We start from the raw sequence: 20,272 nt of genomic DNA, 5'->3' as shown, positions 1-20,272 counted from the left end.
TGAGGTGTACGTGCTTTTTTCGAATTCAGCTCTGTCACGTTTTATCCTTCGGCAAATTCCTGTCACCATCGCTCTCTTCGTTTGCATTGCATTCACAGCAAGTCTGTCTGCCGCGACCGGTGGAAGTATTTCAGGCACCGTTCTCGATCCAAGTGGTGCAGTCGTTGCTGGAGCGACCCTCACCTTGGTGAACACCGCTCAAATGATCATCTACAAAGCCGTCTCAAATGCTCAGGGACTCTATTCTTTTCCAAACCTCCCAGTCGCCCACTACGATCTGGCGGTCGCCGCTAACGGCTTCACCTCACAGCGCCGAACCAATCTGGACGTGGACACTGACGCTGCGGTGCGAGTCGATACCACGCTTGCGATCGGCGATCGATCCGATACGGTCACCGTGACGACGGAGACAGGCGTTCGGGTCGAGACCTCGTCCACCCATCTCGGAGAAGTTGTCTCCGGCGACCAAATGGTGGCTCTGCCTCTGAACGGTCGGAGCTATACCGATCTGCTGTCGATTCAACCCGGTGTCTCTCCTGTGTCAACGTTGCTTCCGAATGCCGTCATCATGGCAGGCGTCACTGGTGGGATCTCGCCTTCCGGCGACGAGAATCCGGGGAATATCTCGATCAATGGTCAGCGCGAGTCCTCGAATGGTTTCATGGTGAACGGTGTTGACGTTCAGGAACACATGAACGGCGGAACATCGGTTGTTCCTGATCTCGATTCGATTGAACAGTTTCGCGTGCTCACGAACAACTTCGACCCGGAGTACGGCAACTACAACGGCGGCATGGTGACCGTTGTGACCAAATCAGGCAGCAACCGGCTTCACGGAAAAGCGTTCGAGTTCTTCCGAAATACCTCGCTCGATGCGCGAGGATACTTCGATCTCACCCGGCCTGAGTTCAAGCAGAATCAGTTCGGTATGGCGTTAGGAGGACCCATCGGAGGGCCGCTCGAGCGCCTCAATCTCTTCTTCTTCATCGATTACCAGGGAACACGCAAGAATCAGGGTATTTCTACGGGCAATATCTCTGTCCCGACTCTCGCAGAACGCTCGGGCAACTTTGCTGGCGAGCTAACCAAGACGGTCAGTGGCCCCTACTTAGCATCGCTTCTCTCGCAGAAGCTCGGCTATGCAATCACCTCCGGAGAGGCCTACAGCAGTGTCTTCTCGAACGGAGTTATTCCTACCGCGGCATGGTCCGCACCCGGGACCTCGCTGCTTCAGTACATTCCAAAGCCCAACGTCAATGACGCTCAATTCTCAAGCGTTGCCTCTGCGCAGACGAACCGGGACGATAAGGGATCGATTCGCCTGGACGCAGACACACACTTAGGGCGAGTCTCGGGGTACTACTTCGTGGACGACTACACCCTGGATAACCCCTACCCTGGGGCGCAGGGCGGCGCGTCCATTCCTGGCTTTGACGCCCTTACCATCGGTCGTGCACAACTGTTCTCCTTCTCCGATACCAAGGTTGTGGGAGCGAATGCGGTGAACGAGTTCAACGCGGGCTATCTTCGTTACGCGAACATTATCGGCCAGCCGAAAGGCGGTGTCGGCGTCTCGCTTGCTTCGCAGGGATTCACGACAGGTGCAGGAACATCAGGAATTTTCGTACAGGCTCCACAATTTGAGGGAGTCGAGAACGTCACGTTCCCAACGTTTGTGATGGGTGTTCCCATCACGAATGAGACGCAGGTCAACAACACCTTTTATCTGAGCGATGGATTCTCTCGCGTTCTTGGGGCGCACACCCTGAAGGTCGGTATCCAATTCCACGAAGACCAGGTCAACGAGCATCCGAACGCCACCTTCAATGGAACCTTCAACATCAACGGTACTGAGACCGGATCTGCCTATGCTGATCTGCTCCTTGGCACGCCAAGCAACTATACCCAGTCCTCCGGCCAGCCGTTCTACCTTCGCAATCACTACCTCGGCGTATATGGGCAGGACAGCTGGCGAATCAGCAGGGATGTCACCCTGAACGCCGGTCTGCGCTGGGACATTATCGAGCCGTGGTCTGAGAAGAACCATCAACTCCAGACGTACATCGCTGGGCAGAAGTCCATACTTTTCCCTGGAGCACCCCTGGGCTTTGTCGTGGCAGGAGATCCGGGTGTGCCTCAGACGATTGCGCCGACCAGCTTCAAGAACCCTGCCCCTCGAGTCGGTCTCGCGTACGCTCCCCATGCAGAGAACGCCTTTGCTCGTCTTCTCTTTGGAGATTCCGGCAAGAGCAGCATTCGGGCCAGCTATGGACTCTTTTACACATCCTTTCCCGGATTGTCTGCAGGAATTATGTATGCCGTACCGCCCTTTGGGTTCAACTATCTAAGCCCTGCGCCACCGTTACTGCAGACGCCTTTCATCACGGCCGCCACAGGCTTCGACAACGGGCAGCGCTTCCCATTCCCGTTTCCGTCGCATACCGTGTCGACTTCAAATCCGGATAACAACGTCGACTGGTCGAACTTTACCCCGATTGCTGCCGATCCCTTCTTCTACTACCGGAATCGCGTTCCGTACATCAACAACTACATGCTGTCGCTGCAGCGGGAGATCACGCGCAACATCGTGCTCACGGCGAGCTACGTCGGCAACCAAGGACATCATCTGCTGACGCTTGTTTCTGCCAATGTTGGGAACCCCGCCCTCTGCCTGTCTCTACCGGGATGCGTCCCTTTTGGCGAAGATGGGACCTACACGAATGCGGCCGGACAGATCGTGCAGGGAACTCGGGTCGGACAGGGGTCAGCTTATGGAGAGAATACTGCCGACAAGTCGATTGCCAACTCGAACTACAACGCCCTGCAGACGACGCTGAGGTATCAACATGCGGGTTCCTCTCTCCTGCTCAGCTATACCTATGGAAAATCGATCGACCAGGGTTCGAATCTGGGCGAGCAACTCGATCCTGTCGATGCGCGTCACTCCCGGGCGATCTCGGCTTACGATATCAAGCAAGACTTTGTAGCCACCTACGGTGTAGCTCTTCCATTTGAAACGCTGTTTCATCGCAGCAATTGCTTGACCAGCGACTGGACCCTCTCCGGGACTGCACGATTTGCCAGCGGCCTCCCTGTCACCCTCTCGGACAATTCGGACAACTCGTTGCTTGGAACGCTGGGCAATGGTGCGAACAACTTCCTCATCGACACGCCGCAGTACATCCCGGGCAATCTTCAGATTAACAAGAATGGTCGCAATGGAAGACCAGCGTTCAGCACGGCCAGCTTACCTGAGGAGATCCTCGGCGTGCAGGGGAATTCCAAACGACGGATGTTCTATGGTCCTGGAATCAATAACTTTGACGCCAGTCTCCAGAAGAGCATTCGTATGCACGACTCGAAATCGATCGACCTTCGGTTTGAAGGCTTCAATGTCTTCAATCACTCGCAGTTCTTCGGCCCAGCTGCGGTTGACGGACAAGTGGAAGATCCGGCCTTTGGAAGGATTGTGAGTGCAGCTTCCCCCCGTCTCGTTCAGCTCGCAGCCAAGCTCGTGTTTTAATTCGGATCGAATTCGTAGATCATGAATACTCTAGAGAGATATACAGCAGTGCTTCTCAAGAATAAGTTGAGGAGATGAAGCTACAGTGCCGCTCAACGACACTCGCGTGCCTGTCTGCGCATGCTATTCGGGACGAGCAAGACGGATTACGCAGATCGCTGCTTGCGCGGTTCACGCCCAGAAGAACTTAGATTTCTTGCAGGTCGACGCTTACCACACTCGCATCGCATTTAGGATGTCTTCCATGCATCGTCTACACTCCCTGTAACGTGTCCGACGTTGCAAATATGGGCAACGTTGCCAGCGACGGGTACGGTGGAAAAACGGTGAAGCGGAGCAGCAACCGTACGCCAGCATCTTGTTATATTTGTTGACTTTAGATTGTGAGTTGATTGGTGGACGCGGTAGGGATCGAACCTACGACCAGTCGATTAAGAGTCGAATATCAACGTTCTGTATGGGTTTGCAATAAGATGCAAACGAACGAATAACTTGCTTATAATGAGTGTGTTGTGGACTATAAGCATTGCAATAAGAGGCAATATCCAGCATAGGCTTACAATCCGGACAGCCACCAGAACAGCCACTGACACAGCGCGCAGCATCTGCCGAGCAACGTTAAGCCAGCCCTAACCCGTCCGTGGAGTTTACGAGCGGCCCGTTGGAAGCGGAGTGTGGTGGGTGCTCTACTACGTTGAGGGGCAACGCCATCGAGAAAAGATCGGCCGTAGGAGCGACGCGATTACCCTATATCAAAAGCGAAAGTCGGATGCGCGGGCGGATATAAAGCTACCAGAAACGTTTCGGTTGAAGAAGGTTGTTCTGTTCTCGGATCTTGCGACCGACGCAATGGTGTACAGCAAGGCACATAAGAAGAGCCATCGGGGTGATCTTTCCAATCTCGCAAGCTTGCTGCCTGTGTTCGGCATGATTAGAGCGCAGGAGATCACGCACCAAAGTATCGGCGATTATCTAAATAGCCGGACCGACCTCAAACCTGCCACATTAAACAGGTATCGGTCGACAATGAGCATGATCTTCGCGGAGGGCATACGCAATGGCCATGTCAGCGTAAATCCTGCTAGATTGGTGCGGCTCCGAAAAGAGGACAACGCTCGTATCAGATTTCTTTCCTATGAAGAGGAAGACCTGATCCGTAAGATCATTGTCCAGAGATGCCTCGTACATGTGCCTGATTTCACAATTGCTTTAGAAACCGGCGTGCGGCTTAGTGAACAGCATTCGATCGAATGGACGGATGTATTTCTTGACCGACGCCAGATTCAACTCGACAAAACAAAGAACGGATCAAGCCGCACTATCATCCTGACTGAAGAGGCAGTTGCTGCTCTTGAGCTTTGTAGTTTGAGACGCAGCTCAAAAACTCCGCGCGTGTTTCTGACGCGGCACGGTGAAGCAATGGCCTCACCTCGTTCTTGGTTCGACTTAGTCATGAAGGAAGCTATTGCGCAAGATCGTGGGCTGTCTGATGTCACTTGGCACATCTTCCGACACACCTACATCAGCCGGCTAATAATGTCAGGAGTGGATATTCGTACTGTCCAGGAACTTGCTGGTCATAAAAGCATCTCAATGACCATGCGTTATGCTCACCTGAGCCCAGATCACAAACTGAAGGCGGTGGATCAACTGTCAGCCCATCGGAAAGCCCAGGGCGGGAATACCAAGAACTGAGCGGATGCCGGGCCTTCACACGCGTGGTGAAGCCGACCGATCAAGGATCGGCTTCCCAATCGTCCTCCCCAGCGTCAAGCCGCTGTTGCGACCGGAACAATAGAATCCGTTCGATCTGAACTGGCGAACCGGCGCAACTCCTCGATTGGCACGAGTACACGTCCCCCAATTCGTCTTGCTCGTAGCCGACCTTTAGCGATCAGGTAATCAGTGCTTCGTAGGCTGATCGACAGCATGCCGGCTGCTCTCTTTCGATCCAAAAGGAACGGTGTGACTGGCTGTAAACTTACAACGCCGCCGGTAAGACTTCGGCACTTCTTCATTTTTGTTTCATGGTGGTGTTTCCTCTACGGCCGTCTTCGAACTGCAATGGCTCGCAACCAAAGCATGCGCCATCTTCCGAAGCGTCGGTAGGGCTCGTTGGTACATGGTACCTTCGGACTCTGTTCACCCCAAGTGTTGCCGGGCTTTCCCATAGATGCGAACCCACTTACACGGGACGTCAAAGGATGGACAGGTTACGCTTCGAAAATTTTATGCAGGTACTGCAGGGACCGGTCAGGCTCCAGTGGGGACTGGAGCTGCACAAGTCGTCCTCATCGTATCGAAGTACGTTTCTCGCTTCATCTCACTATGCAGGCAAGTGGGTCGTTCCATCGGAAGATCAGCGGTTTGATCTTGCGGATGTCAATGAACTCGCTCGCGCGTATGCCGTTCTTCTGGACTCATCTGAGAAGGAAGCCAAGCTGCTTGAGATCCTCGAGAAGTTTCATGGCTACTTGATGAAGTATCTCTGCATGATCGTTCGGGGTACGATTCCTCCTCTGTGATCGCGCGCCGGCGGAGATGTCAAGAAATTCCTTTACACGTTGAAGGTTCCTGGTGTCGATTTCGACAAGGCAGCTATTGACTCTACCTGCAAGATGCTGCATCTGGCGTTCAAGGGGGACATCACGGAAGACATCTACGATACGTTGGTGTTCTGTTTCGTGAGAGCTGCCCGTCACTTCGATCCTCATTATGCAGAGAAAGTTAAAGAGATATGTGAGGTGATTCCTGAATTATCCAAGCAGTTTACGGTCGCCGAGCTGGAAGCTCGAGTCGGCTTTGATTGCGGCCGGATCTCAGTCTTCTCTTAGTCGTAAAGGCTTTCTGGCCTCAGTTACTGACAAGAAGAAAGTCGTGGGATACACGGTTGGTAGTCACTGGCCGGCGCCCAAGAAGTTCTTCGAGATATAGCCTCAATGCAACTGATTGAGTACGTCGCTCGACTCGATCTTCCCCCTGATGAACAGCTAAGGGTCGCGAAGGAACAATGGAGGTACACCTGCGTTCCACTATGTACTCAATAGGGAAGTGACGGGAACATCACGTCCCGTTAGTCGTACCGAGCGTCCTGATAGCGTCCTTGCCGGCACGTATCTCTCTCTTCGCGCGCCCGTCTCGATCGCTCCTGACCCAAAGGAAATCATTCAAGTACCTCAAATTGAATCGGGTACCGAGGTCGGCCCTCAAGAAAACCGCGGCAACTGAACGACTGCGTTCTGTACCGCAATGTACCCGTTCGCAAATCAACAGGTCCGTGCCCTGACCTGTCTACATCGTAAGGGCCTAACCGTCAGTATGCTGCCTTATCGTCATCTTTCGCAGCTGCCTGCCCAGGCCAAGCTGTGACTCTTTTCCACGCCCGCTAGTACAGTGACGCGGCCCACAACAACACGGAGATACACAAATGCGCAAGCGAGATCTGGCTAGAGAACTAACAGAACTTGATGACGAGATCGAGCGACTCGAACTGCGACGGACTTCCGTTGTGATTCTGATGGAAGTCACGGCGATGCTCACGGACCTGGATTCCAACCTCTTGGAGTTCCCAGTTCCGTCCAAGATCACGACGAGCCGTCCCCGATCGACGGAGTGGCTTGCCGTCTCACATTTACCGTCGAAGGCCACCCCAGATGAACGTGAGAGTTGAGGTGATCAGACTTCAAGATGACCACAGTCCACTTGGCGGACTCAGCCATCAGCATGTAAACAGGCGGCTAGTCGCCGCCTGTCCTGCATTGAGAAATCACGATGGGGGTCTCATAGGCGTCGTAAGAACCTTTGCGCCGTGAGCGATCACCGCTCGGTATCCCTAGCATTGAAAGGATTGGAGTCCTGAGCAGGATCTGACCTCGAAGCTCGAGGCAATGAACGTCCTCTTTGTAAGCGGATCCAAGCATGATAGATGTTATCGAATAAAGCAGAACGTGCTGCACCTTCCCCAGGACTGAACGGGGGTCTTCAGAGTTGGTCTGGCTGTGAGCAATCAACGTATGCACGGCACTAAGTTCTGGATTCGGATCGTGTCGAACGAATGCTCGGTCGGAGTGTTAGGAGCGCGGGCATAATGATCTTCTCCAAGCAACTGTGCCGGCGGGTCTTGAAACTAAGCTACGGGGCTTACCACAAGCTGGTTGGGCGAGTAGCTGGTTCAGTCAAGGGCCCGTGCTGCCGATTCATCTATTGGGAATTTGGCCGCAGGTCCAATGAGATCGCTCCCAGGAGTCAGATCCATGACCTCATCGCCTTATGCTTCGCTGTTCTTACACTCAGCTCACCGCGGTTCGCAGCGGATCCGATCGAACTACATGCCCTGACTGCTGTTGAAGCTCTGTCATCAAAGCAGAACCTCCAACTATGACGGTGTACAGCCGATCTTGGACAAAGCTAATGTCAACTTATCGGAAGATGGACCTCGGCTCCCTCGGCCGCTGTGGCCTTTGTTCTTACTAATCCTGAGGAAGGAGTGCGCCAGCAACTCCCAACCGACAACGCTTCGAGTTCCGTTTTGCTTGTGTGCCGGTTGCGCCTAAGACTCTGTTTTGAGGGTAGCATGCGTTTGAGCAGTGCCAAAGCATACCAAGGGTTCATCAACTTATTGGACCTATGTACAGCAGGGAGAAGCGGGTAGATGGCCAGAGATGCTGTTGGCACAGCATCTTAGCAAGGGGGAGATACGTGCATGTACTTAGGGGTATTGAACATTTGTAGCTTCCAGACGGAGCCACATCCCCCTGTTCCGCCGCCCCCCTTCTCCGCCGCCCAGACCAAGGAGGTCGAAACCACAGATGCTGATGCCGGCCACAGAGCGGTCAGCACCCAACGCGACCGATTACAAGCCAGGAAAGACTCGGTGGATCGTGAGGCTCGCACGCAGGCAGCAGTGACGCAAGGGTCGCCGGGGCCCGAAGGTTGACACTGGAGCTACGCTCCGCGCCAGCCAGACGCGGCGAGCGAACTCTGAAGGACGATTTCGTTCACCATATGTCTGATTTCTATCAGAGAGCAACATGCCCTCGGGTGGGGCCGAGCCTCGCGGCGTGGGCTTCACGGTTCATTTGCCTCTCGGGATGCCCTTGGTGAAGCTGTAGAGCCCCACCTGGTTGCTGATCGTCAAGCGAGTCGGCGAGCACGCAGAGGACTGTCGCGACCCACGGTGACTCCCTACGCAGGCAGAGTTGGATATGGGCATGCGATCTAGCTGCTTGATCGTGGCTCTTAGGACCTCAGGGTTGAAGTTCCTGAGGATTGACCGAGTCTTGCGCGAGCTCAGGTGTCGCTGACCTCGTGGGAACGCTACTCGCTTGAGGTAACCCGGGGAGATCTCCGTGTAGCCAGCAACAATCTCAGCTATTCGGCAATATGCCCCAAGACGGGTGACCGGCCCTACAGAGGTGGGCAGGATCATCATCATGTACGAAGCTGGCCTTCGCGCTGCCTAGGCAAGCGACGGCGGTAATCAGCTCAATAGGCCGACGGCAGCCGGAAGTCAGCTCTCGTCAGCTTCCAGGAGACAGCTAGCGGGCACGCTGGCTTGTCGGAGAGCCATTCAAATCTACACCGCCATCCTAGTCACTTTGAAAGGGGCGGGGAGCGAGACTCAATCAGGTTATGCGGAGACGCGGTTGTTTGGTGACACAGGCTACGTCTCAGCTTCCTCAGGTGCGGCTCAAACATGCAGAGATGAAGTCAGCTTAGGAACGAACTCAGCCCAGTTGAAGTGATCTGGGGCAGGCAAGCGCAACCAAGCGTCCTGACGCTCAACGTAGTCGAACTCCTGATCTGAACCCAGCTTCCGGCCGGATGTCCCCGTTCGCTCAGCCGTTACAGACGCGCTGTACCCCAGATGACTGCCTGGGTTGACAGCATGGTATCCATAACGCGCGCCGACCTGCTGCATGCGATCCTCCGCGATCATCGTCCCCGTCCGGATCCTTGCTTCAGCCCTGTGCAAAGAGACAGCCATTCGCGCGACAACCGGCTCGTGATTTTGGTAGCCGTTCAATCTGTGATCCCGAGGCGATTCACCTAGTCAAAACACGGTTGAGTGAAGACTTAGGCATCACCCTGAACCCAAAATTAGACATGCTTTGGTACAAATCAAGCTCCCGATAGGCTTAGATCAGCACCTCCAGGACCATTCAACAAGTACCTTCGCCGTTACATATAGGAGTCTTATGAACAACGTACCGCTTCACCATCAGTCATCGTCTGCTTCCGACTCTGCGGACGTCGTTAGCCGTCCAAAGTGTTCACCTCAGTATGCCCGCCTAATAAGGCAAATGCCGTTTATCCTCGATACGATCGACGAAAACGATCTTCCGCGTCCGGATGACGATAAGGTTCTGGTCATTCTTGCGGGTGCTCTCAGGGATCGAGCTTCGATCATGAAGAAGTCGTCGCACACCAGGTGGACTCGTCCTCGTAGGGAGGCACTGCTCCGGCACCTGCTAATAGTCGCTATCGAGCCCGTCTCGCTTAGGGTTGCTTTATGAGCCTACCCACAAGCCGGATCACAATCACGAAACCGGAACATGAACTCCTGAAGTCAGGCTTCGCCTTGATGTTGAATGGTCTTCAGAATGCCAAAGCAGGAGTGTTCCCCTACCGTCATGCGTTTGATCGTATTGATCTGGCGGCCTCTGCTCTCTATGCCAATCAGGTCTGTGACGCTGACATGGCCGCATGCACGTTACGCGTAGGTACAGAGCTTTGGGCATTTACCGAGCCGCGGCGGAAGGTGCGGCTTCATGTCTTCGAGCTGTCCATCGTGGCAGTTGCGTTGAGGGTGTCGGCCAAAATTGCCCGCCAGGCCGGAAAGCCTCTGCCGACAGTCGCCTACGACGCGCTTTCCAGAAAGCTTGAGACCTATCGTAAGCGAGCGCAGCGTCGGGCGGTCACGGAGACGGGTGAATCTGGCTACGCGACCTTGAAGCAGAACTGGACCAACCACCTTGCGTGGATGCGGTACAACTCCTCCAGGTTCACTCACCCAGGTGTTCAGGCTATGAGTCTAAACGCCTCTGGAGTGAACAACGCGCTGGTCTTGTCATGATGATCGGTCAGGCACTGGCCGAGCGCCAGTATGCAGCTCTCCCTATGGCGGAAATGACCCATATGGCCAGACTGGCGAAGGAGGCCATCCGTCGGGGACGCCTGACGATGACCTTGAGGGAGTTGCTTGCAGTTGGCCGCGCCGGCCGGGATCTGCTCTTCGCTTTTGTTGAGAAGAGGGTCGCGATGGTCGCACTGGAAGGTGCGAAGATCGAGCCGTGGCGAGCGATGATGAACCGAGCCGACAAGTTCAACGCCTTCCTGAAGAAGACTCCGTCCGTGGCGCGCTTCTGAGCCATGTTGTTGGTTGTCGGCCTGGAGCGTGTCTCTACGCCGACAACCATCGTTGATAGAGCATATAGGCGTGAGACCAAGATCTTCGTTCTACCCTAGTCGCTAGGGTTCGTCTTGGACCGGTACGCCGAAGCTGCCTGTTACGAGCCGAGCATTCCCGGACGGCTGATATGGCGCGCCTCCCCGCTCGTCCGTGGCAAACAGAGACTCGGGTTGCCAGTGTCAGGGAAGGATTGTCAGTTTGCATGCTGTTGTTGAGAAACTCTGATCCACCCTTCGGCTCGCACGCAGTCGGTCCCTCCGATGTCGACATGGTGTTGCAGCCCGCGATCAATCAAATTCACAGGTAAGATCATTTGCCAAAGTTTGGACGCAAGATAGACAGCTAGTTCGCCGCGCGCTGCAGAGGGTGCACGGAAGCCATAGGCAGCGTGTCGGTCACCCCGCGTCGTCACCAAGTGTCGGCAGGACTCTTCGATGCCGGCGATCGTGTTCATCTGGCCATGGCGGGAGCATCATGGAACATCAGGACGAGGCTGAAGCGCACCATACATTCCAGCGAGAATGTAGTTGGCAAGCTCGCCTGGACAAGCTTGGCATGCGGAACCAGAGAAGCATTGCGAGGAATGCTTCTGTGCCATGCGACGACATGTATATTCCTTCGGGAATGTAGTGAAGCATTGCCTTCTACAGCAGAGGTTCCAACTAAATTCCGGTCGGAATCTTCTTGGAGCCATGGGATTCGACCTCGCTTGGACTGCGTCAGCGAACATGGGGAAGTATGGCCGGCGACGCGCGGGAATACGATGGCTCGCGTGTGCCAGAGGATGTCGCAGGCTTCCCGATCTTCATGGTCGTGCCGCAACCCGTCCGGCACCGTCGGATGGTCTATGTGCACACTTCCGGTCCTCGGATCGTTTTAGCTTCCTCCGCATCTTTCTGGAGGTGGTAGCGCTCTTGGGCAGGACGGGGCTGAGCAGTTCTAAGTTGTGAAACCGCAGTCCAGTTAGGCTCTCGCTCTGCGCCTTCGACAGATATGTGATCGCGCCTCGTTGCCGGTCGTGGGGTCGCACGTCGGCTCCTGCTCCAGAGGTACGATTGCCACCGAATCTGGGCTGCTGCCAGAGGTTTTGGAGGATCTTGGGATCGCAGTCGACTGAAGAGGCCACCAGCAAGTGGAAGTGGGCCGTCCTGACGGCTTTCCCGATCCTGAGATCGCTTTCTGCTCCTGCGCGATCACGCAGGTCAGGGAATCGTGGAGAGTGAGTTTGCACTCGTTTAGGTAGTCGGTAAGGATGCTGTTTGCTCGGTCACGTCCAACATCTTGTGAAAACGTCAGCGTGACCCACCAACTCCAATCCCATCCATAGAGCCATTCCGCTGTGATCCTTGAAGCTTCGATGGTCATGCGACCGCCTGTGCGATTGCAATAGTGTTGCAATCGTTGAGTCTTTAATGCTCCTCATTCGGACATGGCGCGGCTCCTACGGTGTGACCACCGATGAACCTAATCTGAGCTGGCCTTCCGGCACTTGCTCAGCGCTGAGGTTGTGTTTGCCCTCGCATTGAATCCTCCACCAGTGGGTCGGTGGAATCAAAGCAAGCGTCGTTTGCTGCACGTTCTGCCTAACGGGTCACCACTTGGGTTTGGCAGCTTGCTCAACCAGCCTTCCTCGACAAGTGATCACGATGAATAGATCGGTGCTGCACGACATTCACCTCCCTGGAGTGGGACTTGGACTGTTGCGACGCGATCGTGGAGCAGAACAATTCACGCAGCCGGTCCCGCGAAGAGAATGAGATTGTCGTCAGGATCCGCAATAACAAAGGTTCTCGCGCCCCAAGGTTCTCTCTTTAGTATCTGATGGAACGAAACCCCCGCAGCCTGATAATCCAGGAACAGATGTTTCAACTCGCTCATAGTGGCAATGGTTATGGAGGCGGAAAGCAAGCCTTCGCGCTTGCGAATGTCGCTGGCGAAAACTGGCTCGCAAATCAGCCGTAAATTGAGTTTCGCAGAGTCTCGCACTACTTGGCCGTAGAACGGCGGATTGCCATAGGTGAATGCGACCGCGAACCCAAGCTTGCTTGTATAGAAGTCACAGGAATTCTGGACGCTCGCAACAAACAGTTGCGCCTCGATTGAATTGAGAACTGCACATAACGTCGCTTGCTTGGGTGTCTCTTTCACGATGTCCGCTCCTGAGATCAGCGCCTGCCAACTGTCGAACCCCTCCTGCCGCGCAACAAGCTCTTGGGCATCCGGGAGACTAAAGCCTGAGTTTAGTACTCCCACGTCTCCCAGCCCACGAAAGCGTCCTGATCTGCTCCGCGACCGGATAATACCGTTCACGCTGCAAGCGGAGGTACTGTTTGGCTTGCTTCTTGAGGTTTTCGATGTTCGGCATAGGCGCAATTGTGCTCAAGACCGTAGGTACGCATTGCCCTTTCGGTCTACCGATGCGCCCTACGCGACACTACAAGACTCGCTCTAGTGTGCTTCACTGTCAACGGTTATCGTTTGGGGCAAGAGCCTATGATCAGCGTTGCTCAACGCGCGGACATCAGTGACCCGCTTAGTTCTCAGTTGATGTCAAATCGCCAATGCGCGTTTCCGCCGATGCTTATTACTGGAAACGCGCATCGGCCTGTTGTCGTTAGTCGAGATTTAGCGGCATGATGATGAGTAAACACAAGCTGATTTGTGAGACATCCAGAGACGTGTGCAGGAGTGTAATCTTGCCAGGCGTGACATATTCGTCGAGTTCTCAACCACGAACCTGACCAACTTCCGTAGTGTCGAATAGCTGACGGGGTCACGGAATTAATGCACCGCTGTGCGCGGCGGCTGTAAACTCTGGTGGAACTGCTCTGATTCCGAGACCTTGAACGGAGGGAACGTGAACCTGCGTCGACTTCTGAACAGCATCCTGTATGGGCCGTTGCTGCTCTTCTGTCCACTGCTCCTGGCTCAGGATGCCGCTCTTGAACAACGCACTCCCCACCAACTGCAGGCAAGCGGGATTGCGAAGATCGATCAATGGACCGCCTACGTCCGTAGGACAGGCGACGCGACGAGCACGTTGTCGGATTTGTCTTCGGCCGACTCCGACCTGCAGGGCAGCCTGGCCCTATTCCTGCAGAAGCAGGACCTCTCGGATGCGGCGTGGAGTGCGATGAAGATCGCGGACATCCATCGCTTGACGAACCAATGGGTTAAAGCGGTATCCGGGTATCAGGCGGCGATTGGTTACGCTAAGACAGCTAATCGTTCGGATTACGAAACGAAGGCTTTGGCTCGTCTAGCCTATGCCGAGTTGAAGGCGGCTAGCTCCAGTTCAGCGTTGGATCATGCTCGCGAAGCTGTTCGTCTCGGGGAACATTGCGGCAATGCTGCATTCTACTTTGAGGCGTTGGATGTGGCTGCCGAAGCGGAGCTGCAACAGCAAAACCTGGTAGCGGCGGCGGCCGATCTGGATCGGGCTATCGCTTTGAAGGATCAGGTTTCAGACAAGCAACAACTGTATCTTGGCTTTGCGGATCGTGGCGATATCTACAACGAGATCGCGACAAGATGTGACTACAAGAGAACCTACCAGGTGTGCTCCGATGCTCTTGCCAAGGCAGAATCCGACTATACAACGGCCATCGCCATTACCACAGAGTTGGGATATGACTTCATCTCGCAGCTCTTCCGACAGATAGTGAAGGGCATCGACGACCGCAGGGCGATCCTGCAACAACGCCAAAGTGGGGATCGGCTCGCGGAGACGGTGAACCTTTTCAATCCACAGAAGGCAAACGATGTGCTGGTCAGTCAAACCTTCAATTCATCCCGCCTCAACGCTACCGATCTCGCCCTTATCGAGCAGACAGACCGCGAACTCCGTGCGTCTATGACTCGCCTGCAGCAGCAGGGCCTGCTTGTGCAAGATCTGAACCCGGTCGATTCTTACATGCGGGGGCTCATTCAGGAGTCGGGTGGTAACAACGAAGCGGCCCTCACAGCCTACCTGAAAGCAGTTGATCTCCTGGAACAGGACCGCCGCACGCTCCGCGATGAAGGCGAGCGGGGCAGCTTCCTGGAAGACAAGGTGAAGTACTACGAATATCCCGCCTTCCTCTATCTTCAACGGAAGCAGTACGCGGAGGCGTTCGCGCTGTTTGAGCAGTCACGCACGCGCGTCCTAGCCGACATGCTCGCCAGCCGACCCCTGCGTCTGAGGACGCCGAACGAACGAGTCCTCTTTGCAAAACTCCAGACGCAAAGAGCGACCATTGCTGCTCAGCAGAAGACACTTTTTGATCTGACCAGCGCTGGGGATCGGGAGCAGCACGCCGACCAGATCGTTCGCCTTGAATCAAGCATCTCGCGCGACCAGCAGCAGTATCAAGCTTTGACGCACCGTATCAGCGTGGAGACGCCGAATTTGCAAGAGCTTGCATCCTCTACGCCGGTGACGCTGGATATGGTTCGACAAGCTGCTGCCGCAGGACACTATGACGTTCTTTACTACGTTGTCGAAGACACGTCACTCCTTCTGTGGCACATCAACGGATCAGAGACGCAGGTATTAAATGTGTTTCTGCCGCATGCCCAGCTGGCGCGAAAAGTAAAAGCGTTGCGCGAAAGCGTTAAACCTTCCGGCGACAACCGACCAGCGCCCTTTGACGAGAAGGCAGCTAATGAACTTTACCTATTCCTGATTCAGCCCGCGCTCCCTTACCTCAAGAGCGAGCATCTCCTCATCATTCCGCAGGAGGAACTGGCGACCCTTCCATTTCAGGCCTTGCATAACCCCGAGACTGGAAAGTACCTCGGAGAGACCTTCGAAGTATCGTCGGCTCCAAGCGCCACGATTCTTTCTACCCTAAAGAGCCGAGCGAATATAAAGAGTGGTCGCCTCCTCGCAGTTGCCGACCCGGAGCAGCACAACGCTGCCGAGGAGGTCCGTTCTATCGGAGCGCTGTATCCAGGCCGAAGCAGGGTTGTCGCCCTTCAGCCCGTTACAAAAGCTGAACTGATGCCTTGGATAAACAACTACGATCTGATTCACCTTTCAGTGCACGGCCGCTTCAACGACAAAGATCCCTTGTTGTCCTTCCTGCAGTTCTCTCCGACAGCTTCAGACGATGGTCACCTAAGCGCTGCAGAAATGTTTGGTTTACCCCTGCAGAGAGATAGCCTCGTGGTCCTCAGCGCTTGCGAATCAGGAGTCGTCGAAGAAACTCACTCCAGCGAAGTACTGGGAATGGAGCGGTCGCTCTTATACGCTGGGGCCGGCAGCTTGGTGCTTTCACTTTGGCAAGTGGACGCGGGATCGACACGTATTTGGATGGAAACCTTTTACAGGGAGGCACAGACGAAGCCTCCCGCTACCGCGGCGAAGCTGGCTCTCCTCGCGGTAAAGGCCCGTCCAGAATATAGCCATCCGTTTTTCTGGGCGCCGTTTATGATGACAGGCAAGTAGACAGGCAAATAACGATGGACGAGACCATAGCGGGCAATACTGGAAAATTCGGCGCTTTCATCGGTAAGTGGACTGCGTACACCGCTTTTGGCTCGTTCCTTCTGTATCTTTTCGGCTATCTCACACTGCGATTTCAGCTCAGCACTTACGGTCTCGCCACCAACCTCGATGTTTTTGACGAGAAGTATCTATTTGCAGGCTGTCGCTTTCTGGTCTTCGCCGTCACATCAGTCCCTAACGTCCTAATCGTCGTTTTATTGTTTGTCGCAATTGGCACTTTGCCTTACAATCTCCTCTCCGTTGCAGTGGCATGTCGCGTCAATGCCTACGTGGCAGCTTGGTGCGCACGGCCGTACAGGTTGTCTCTCCTTGGCGTGATCCTGAGCGTATTGGCCATACAGTTTTTCATGCGAAGATGCTTCGCAGTCGGCAACATACTCTTTGCAAAGCACTTGCCGGATGAATGGATCTCTTCTGTACTTCTCACAAGCCCGGCGAAACTTTCCTCCTATTTCAGCGGTCTGGTTGCGATCACTATGCTTACAGGAGGCATCCTCTTATGGATATGGCCCCGTGTGACGGCATCTGAGCCGAAGATCATCGTCGGTCTACTGATCTTCCTCTTCGCCGTGCAAGTGCTCCTTCTTCCAGTCAATTACGGTGTTCTGATTTCTACCCAGCAGCTTCCACGAGTAGCGCACATCGCGGGCGACAGCCAGCAGCGTGAAGGGGCCAGCTATTGGCTTGTCTCAGATACCAAAGATGATGCTACCTACTTCGTTCGAGATTCTAGGGATAACAGAAGCCTACTGACGCTTCCCAAAAAGGAGTTCAAATTGGAAATCGCCGCATACGACGACATATTTTGCATTCTCTTCAGCAGAAATCATAGCGAGGTACGCCCATGTTCCTCAGATTGATTGGGATGAGACCGCCTGTAGCGCTATTGTTGGCGCTGATGGTGAATGTCAGCCACGGGCAGTCCAAGCCGGTCACCACGAACAAGCCCGCCACCCAACCCGCAGCTAAGCCCACCGGCAAGCCTCATGTTTCGTCGAGCTTCACCGAAAAAGTTCTGCAGTTTCTCGGCATTTCCGACAGCCCAAGCACGTTGAAAGGCCCCGGGGACGAGGTTGTGCGTGGTGAGGTATGGATAGCGGATCGCACTTCAGGAACTACGCGCGCGGTCACTCGAGACGATAGCTATCGCTCACCGGTATTCATTCCAGGGCAGAACGCCCTTCTGGCTATGCAGGAAGACAAAGTGGTCAGGATCACGCTTGGAGGACAGCCGAACACTGTGCTTTCCTCGCATAAAGATATAGTCAAACTGATCGGTGTCGGTCTCGAGGATCCCGGCAAGGTGCTCGTACTGATTCGCGGAAGTGCAGAGGAACATCCTCGCGTGGGTTCTCTCTCGCTGTCCACCGGCTACCTTCAGGCGATTCCCTACGACCCGAAGTCGCCACAGGATTTGCAGATGCTGGAGAGTCTGGAGGGGTGGTCACGCACCTACGGCAAAGAATATGTGTATATCCAGCGGCAAACAAAAGATGCAATGTCAGGAACGATCGAATGGACGGATGTTTTTCTCAGTTCATCTTCAAGCGCCCCGGTCAATCTCAGTAGTTGCAACGGGCAGTACTGTGGCCAGCCTTCACTGTCTCAAGACACGCAGCTGCTTGCTTTTGTGAAAAGCAGACCGAAATAACGCTCCATGGAGTGGCAGATCCACCATCCCCACGGAAGCCTCGGTCTCGCTTTACAGCCGTATCATTGAAGCGATGGGACAACAACATGCACAATTCTTTGTCAGGCTGTACCTCATCGCAGGTTCCTACCCCGTCTTTTATCTTCTCCATGGTGGCGGCGAGACCAACTCCTCATGGTCAACTGTTGGCCGCGCCGGGGATATTCTCGACAACCTGATCGCTTCAGGCAAAGTGCAACCCATGATCATCGTGATGCCCGCTGGTTGGACCCCGTTTGGCCCACAGGTCATGACCGGCGACGCCACCAAGGATCCTTTCAACGATGAGCCGATCCACGACATCATCCCCTACATCGAGTCGCACTACCGACCTCTCGCTGACCCCGAACATCGCGCCCTCGGCGGCCTACCGATGGGTGGAATTCAGACGCTCAACATCGGTCTACATAATCTAGGCACCTTCCGCTCCCTCGTGGTGATGAGCTCAGGTTGGTTCCCAGCCCACCGGGATGCCTTCTTCAACGGCCCCGACGCCATACGCATCTCCCAGTACAACGCCCAACTCAAAGTCTTCTGGTGGGGTGGGGACAGACCGATATTGCGCGCGATAACGCTCTCGCCTGCATCACCCGATTCCAGCAAGCAGGCGTACACCTTGAAACCGAAGAAACCGGTGACGGCCACGAATGGAAGAGCTGGCGTCTCTTTCTTTCTCAAGTAGCGCCGGTCCTCTTTCGCTTGACAACTCACCATTGGAGTTAACCCATGAAGGCAGTAGCATTGACCGCCCCCGGTATCGCTGAAGTGATCCAATTACCCGAACCTGAACCTCAGGCTGGAGAGATAATGATTCAAGTCGAATTTGTGGGTCTTTGCGGCTCGGATTTGAATAGCTATCGCGGTATAAATCCACTAGTCACCTATCCGCGTGTGATCGGACATGAGATCGCCGCCACGGTGCTGCATGGCAACGCTGAGTTTTCTGCTGGAACTCGCGTCACGGTTTCGCCGTATACCAGCTGCGGCAGGTGCTCGTCGTGCTGCCGAGGCAGACCAAATGCCTGTCAATTCAACCAGACTTTTGGGGTGCAACGCGATGGCGCCATAACGCAACTGCTAAGCGTGCCTGCTGAAAAAATTTACGCGTCCTCGCTCTCGCTCAAAGAGCTTTGCCTGGTCGAGCCCCTCACAGTCGGCATGCACGCCGTGTCGCGTGCACGTATCACGAGGGACGATGTAGTAGTCGTTTATGGATGTGGCGGGGTGGGGTTGGGAGCGATCGCCGGAGCTGCCTTCAGGGGAGCCATTACGATTGCCGTCGATGTAGACGACGAGAAGCTCGAGACTGCCAGAGCATGCGGGGCCGCTCATCTCATTAATTCGGATCGGGAAGCCGTGCATGATCGGCTTCAGATGCTGACAGCAGGATTTGGTCCGGATGTAGTGATCGAAGCTGTCGGCCTGCCACAAACCTTTCGCAGTGCAGTGGAAGAGGTCGCCTTCACCGGCCGGGTTGTTTATATCGGTTACGCAAAAGAACCGGTCAGTTACGAAACGCGGCTCTTTGTCCAGAAAGAACTCGACATCATGGGTGCGCGGAACGCCCTGCCGGAAGATTTTCGTGAAGTCATCAATCTTCTTGCTGCCGGCAGCTTTCCTGTGGATCGCGTTATCACTTCGGTAGTCTCCCTCGAAGAGACCCCGGAGGCCCTGGCCCGGTGGGCCGCTAATCCCGCAAGTGTTACGAAAATCATGATCAAGATTTAGGTGACGGCAACTATGTTTCGCTCAAGCAGGTTTGGACACCCATGCGCATCCTTCTACAACTGGCGGGAGCGAGACCTTTTGGTATGCGAGGCCAGCAGCCATCTGGGACGAAGCTCTGCCAATTGGCAACGGAAGGCTCGGCGCAACGATCTTCGGCGGCGCAGACACCACGACGAACAATCGCGATCAGCAGAACAAGCGCTCCAACATCAATATTGCGGACGGAAGTAAGGCACGCCCACAGGACGAGCACCTGCAGCTCAACGAGAGTACGTTTTGGCAGGGAACTCGTGCCGACAAGCTGAATCCGCTTGGGCACGAAGGGTTTCGTCAGATCAGATTAGCGCCCTTCGTTCAGGCGCTCAGTTGACCGCTAAAATAAGTTCCGTGTACAGTGATTCCGAACATCTAGTTCAAATTCGGTTACTATGT

At 54.8% G+C, this 20,272-nt stretch carries 16 protein-coding genes; 13 read left to right on the top strand and 3 right to left on the bottom strand.

Features of this window, described 5'->3' with window-relative positions; translation table 11 throughout:
• Positions 1 to 10: 10 nt before the first annotated feature.
• Together OHL20_RS00475 and OHL20_RS00470 are read left to right on the top strand one after the other, a co-directional pair.
• Complete coding sequence (locus tag OHL20_RS00475) at positions 11 to 3,523, top strand: carboxypeptidase regulatory-like domain-containing protein (RefSeq protein ID WP_263381255.1); 3,513 nt, start codon at positions 11 to 13, stop codon at positions 3,521 to 3,523.
• Positions 3,524 to 4,204: 681 nt separating this feature from the next.
• Positions 4,205 to 5,218 carry a tyrosine-type recombinase/integrase gene (locus OHL20_RS00470; RefSeq protein WP_263381254.1) on the top strand — a complete coding sequence of 338 codons (1,014 nt, stop codon included), beginning with the start codon at positions 4,205 to 4,207 and terminating at the stop codon, positions 5,216 to 5,218.
• 74 nt (positions 5,219 to 5,292) lie between these two features.
• On the opposite strand, the gene OHL20_RS25090 is transcribed toward OHL20_RS00470, so the two are convergent.
• Positions 5,293 to 5,541 (bottom strand): helix-turn-helix domain-containing protein, encoded by a 249-nt coding sequence (locus OHL20_RS25090; protein ID WP_396271449.1) that lies wholly within the window; start codon positions 5,539 to 5,541, stop codon positions 5,293 to 5,295.
• A 213-nt stretch (positions 5,542 to 5,754) separates the two neighbouring features.
• Between OHL20_RS25090 and OHL20_RS00465 the strand changes: the two genes are divergently transcribed.
• The 3 genes from OHL20_RS00465 (at position 5,755) to OHL20_RS00455 (ending at position 7,193) form a co-directional block, all read left to right on the top strand.
• Complete coding sequence (locus OHL20_RS00465) at positions 5,755 to 6,048, top strand: hypothetical protein (protein ID WP_263381253.1); 294 nt, start codon at positions 5,755 to 5,757, stop codon at positions 6,046 to 6,048.
• 39 nt (positions 6,049 to 6,087) lie between these two features.
• Positions 6,088 to 6,357 (top strand): hypothetical protein, encoded by a 270-nt coding sequence (locus tag OHL20_RS00460; RefSeq protein ID WP_263381252.1) that lies wholly within the window; start codon positions 6,088 to 6,090, stop codon positions 6,355 to 6,357.
• A gap of 593 nt (positions 6,358 to 6,950) precedes the next feature.
• A complete protein-coding gene (locus tag OHL20_RS00455; RefSeq protein WP_263381251.1) occupies positions 6,951 to 7,193 on the top strand; it encodes a hypothetical protein in 243 nt (80 codons plus the stop codon).
• A 2,019-nt stretch (positions 7,194 to 9,212) separates the two neighbouring features.
• Here OHL20_RS00455 and OHL20_RS00450 read toward each other — a convergent pair.
• Entirely contained in the window at positions 9,213 to 9,443 is a 231-nt protein-coding gene (locus tag OHL20_RS00450) for a hypothetical protein (RefSeq protein ID WP_263381250.1), read from the bottom strand.
• 591 nt (positions 9,444 to 10,034) lie between these two features.
• Between OHL20_RS00450 and OHL20_RS00445 the strand changes: the two genes are divergently transcribed.
• Complete coding sequence (locus OHL20_RS00445) at positions 10,035 to 10,598, top strand: hypothetical protein (RefSeq protein WP_263381249.1); 564 nt, start codon at positions 10,035 to 10,037, stop codon at positions 10,596 to 10,598.
• A complete protein-coding gene (locus OHL20_RS00440) occupies positions 10,595 to 10,891 on the top strand; it encodes a hypothetical protein (RefSeq protein WP_263381248.1) in 297 nt (98 codons plus the stop codon). The genes OHL20_RS00445 and OHL20_RS00440 overlap by 4 nt, the downstream gene beginning before the upstream one ends.
• A 1,771-nt stretch (positions 10,892 to 12,662) precedes the next feature.
• Here the strand turns inward: OHL20_RS00440 and OHL20_RS00435 are convergent.
• On the bottom strand, positions 12,663 to 13,082 hold the full coding sequence (locus OHL20_RS00435; protein WP_263381247.1) for a VOC family protein: 420 nt from the start codon (positions 13,080 to 13,082) through the stop codon (positions 12,663 to 12,665).
• Between the two features lie 709 nt (positions 13,083 to 13,791).
• Here OHL20_RS00435 and OHL20_RS00430 point away from each other — a divergent pair.
• The 6 genes from OHL20_RS00430 (at position 13,792) to OHL20_RS00405 (ending at position 20,210) form a co-directional block, all read left to right on the top strand.
• Positions 13,792 to 16,362, top strand: coding sequence for a CHAT domain-containing protein (locus OHL20_RS00430; protein ID WP_263381246.1), 2,571 nt, complete (start codon positions 13,792 to 13,794; stop codon positions 16,360 to 16,362).
• 14 nt (positions 16,363 to 16,376) lie between these two features.
• The gene (locus tag OHL20_RS00425; protein WP_263381245.1) at positions 16,377 to 17,282 is read left to right on the top strand and encodes a hypothetical protein; all 906 of its coding nucleotides are present in this window, start codon (positions 16,377 to 16,379) and stop codon (positions 17,280 to 17,282) included.
• Between the two features lie 29 nt (positions 17,283 to 17,311).
• Complete coding sequence (locus OHL20_RS00420; protein ID WP_263381244.1) at positions 17,312 to 18,073, top strand: hypothetical protein; 762 nt, start codon at positions 17,312 to 17,314, stop codon at positions 18,071 to 18,073.
• Between the two features lie 73 nt (positions 18,074 to 18,146).
• Positions 18,147 to 18,794, top strand: coding sequence for an alpha/beta hydrolase (locus OHL20_RS00415; RefSeq protein ID WP_263381243.1), 648 nt, complete (start codon positions 18,147 to 18,149; stop codon positions 18,792 to 18,794).
• A gap of 44 nt (positions 18,795 to 18,838) precedes the next feature.
• Complete coding sequence (locus OHL20_RS00410) at positions 18,839 to 19,840, top strand: zinc-binding alcohol dehydrogenase family protein (RefSeq protein ID WP_263381242.1); 1,002 nt, start codon at positions 18,839 to 18,841, stop codon at positions 19,838 to 19,840.
• Positions 19,841 to 19,871: 31 nt separating this feature from the next.
• Positions 19,872 to 20,210 carry a glycoside hydrolase family 95 protein gene (locus OHL20_RS00405; protein WP_263381241.1) on the top strand — a complete coding sequence of 113 codons (339 nt, stop codon included), beginning with the start codon at positions 19,872 to 19,874 and terminating at the stop codon, positions 20,208 to 20,210.
• Positions 20,211 to 20,272: the final 62 nt, after the last annotated feature.

The organism is Granulicella arctica, from assembly GCF_025685605.1.
Taxonomy (GTDB): Bacteria; Acidobacteriota; Terriglobia; order Terriglobales; family Acidobacteriaceae; genus Edaphobacter; species Edaphobacter arcticus.
Note: the sequence above shows the minus strand (reverse complement) of the source record. Positions and strands in the feature narration are given on the sequence as shown.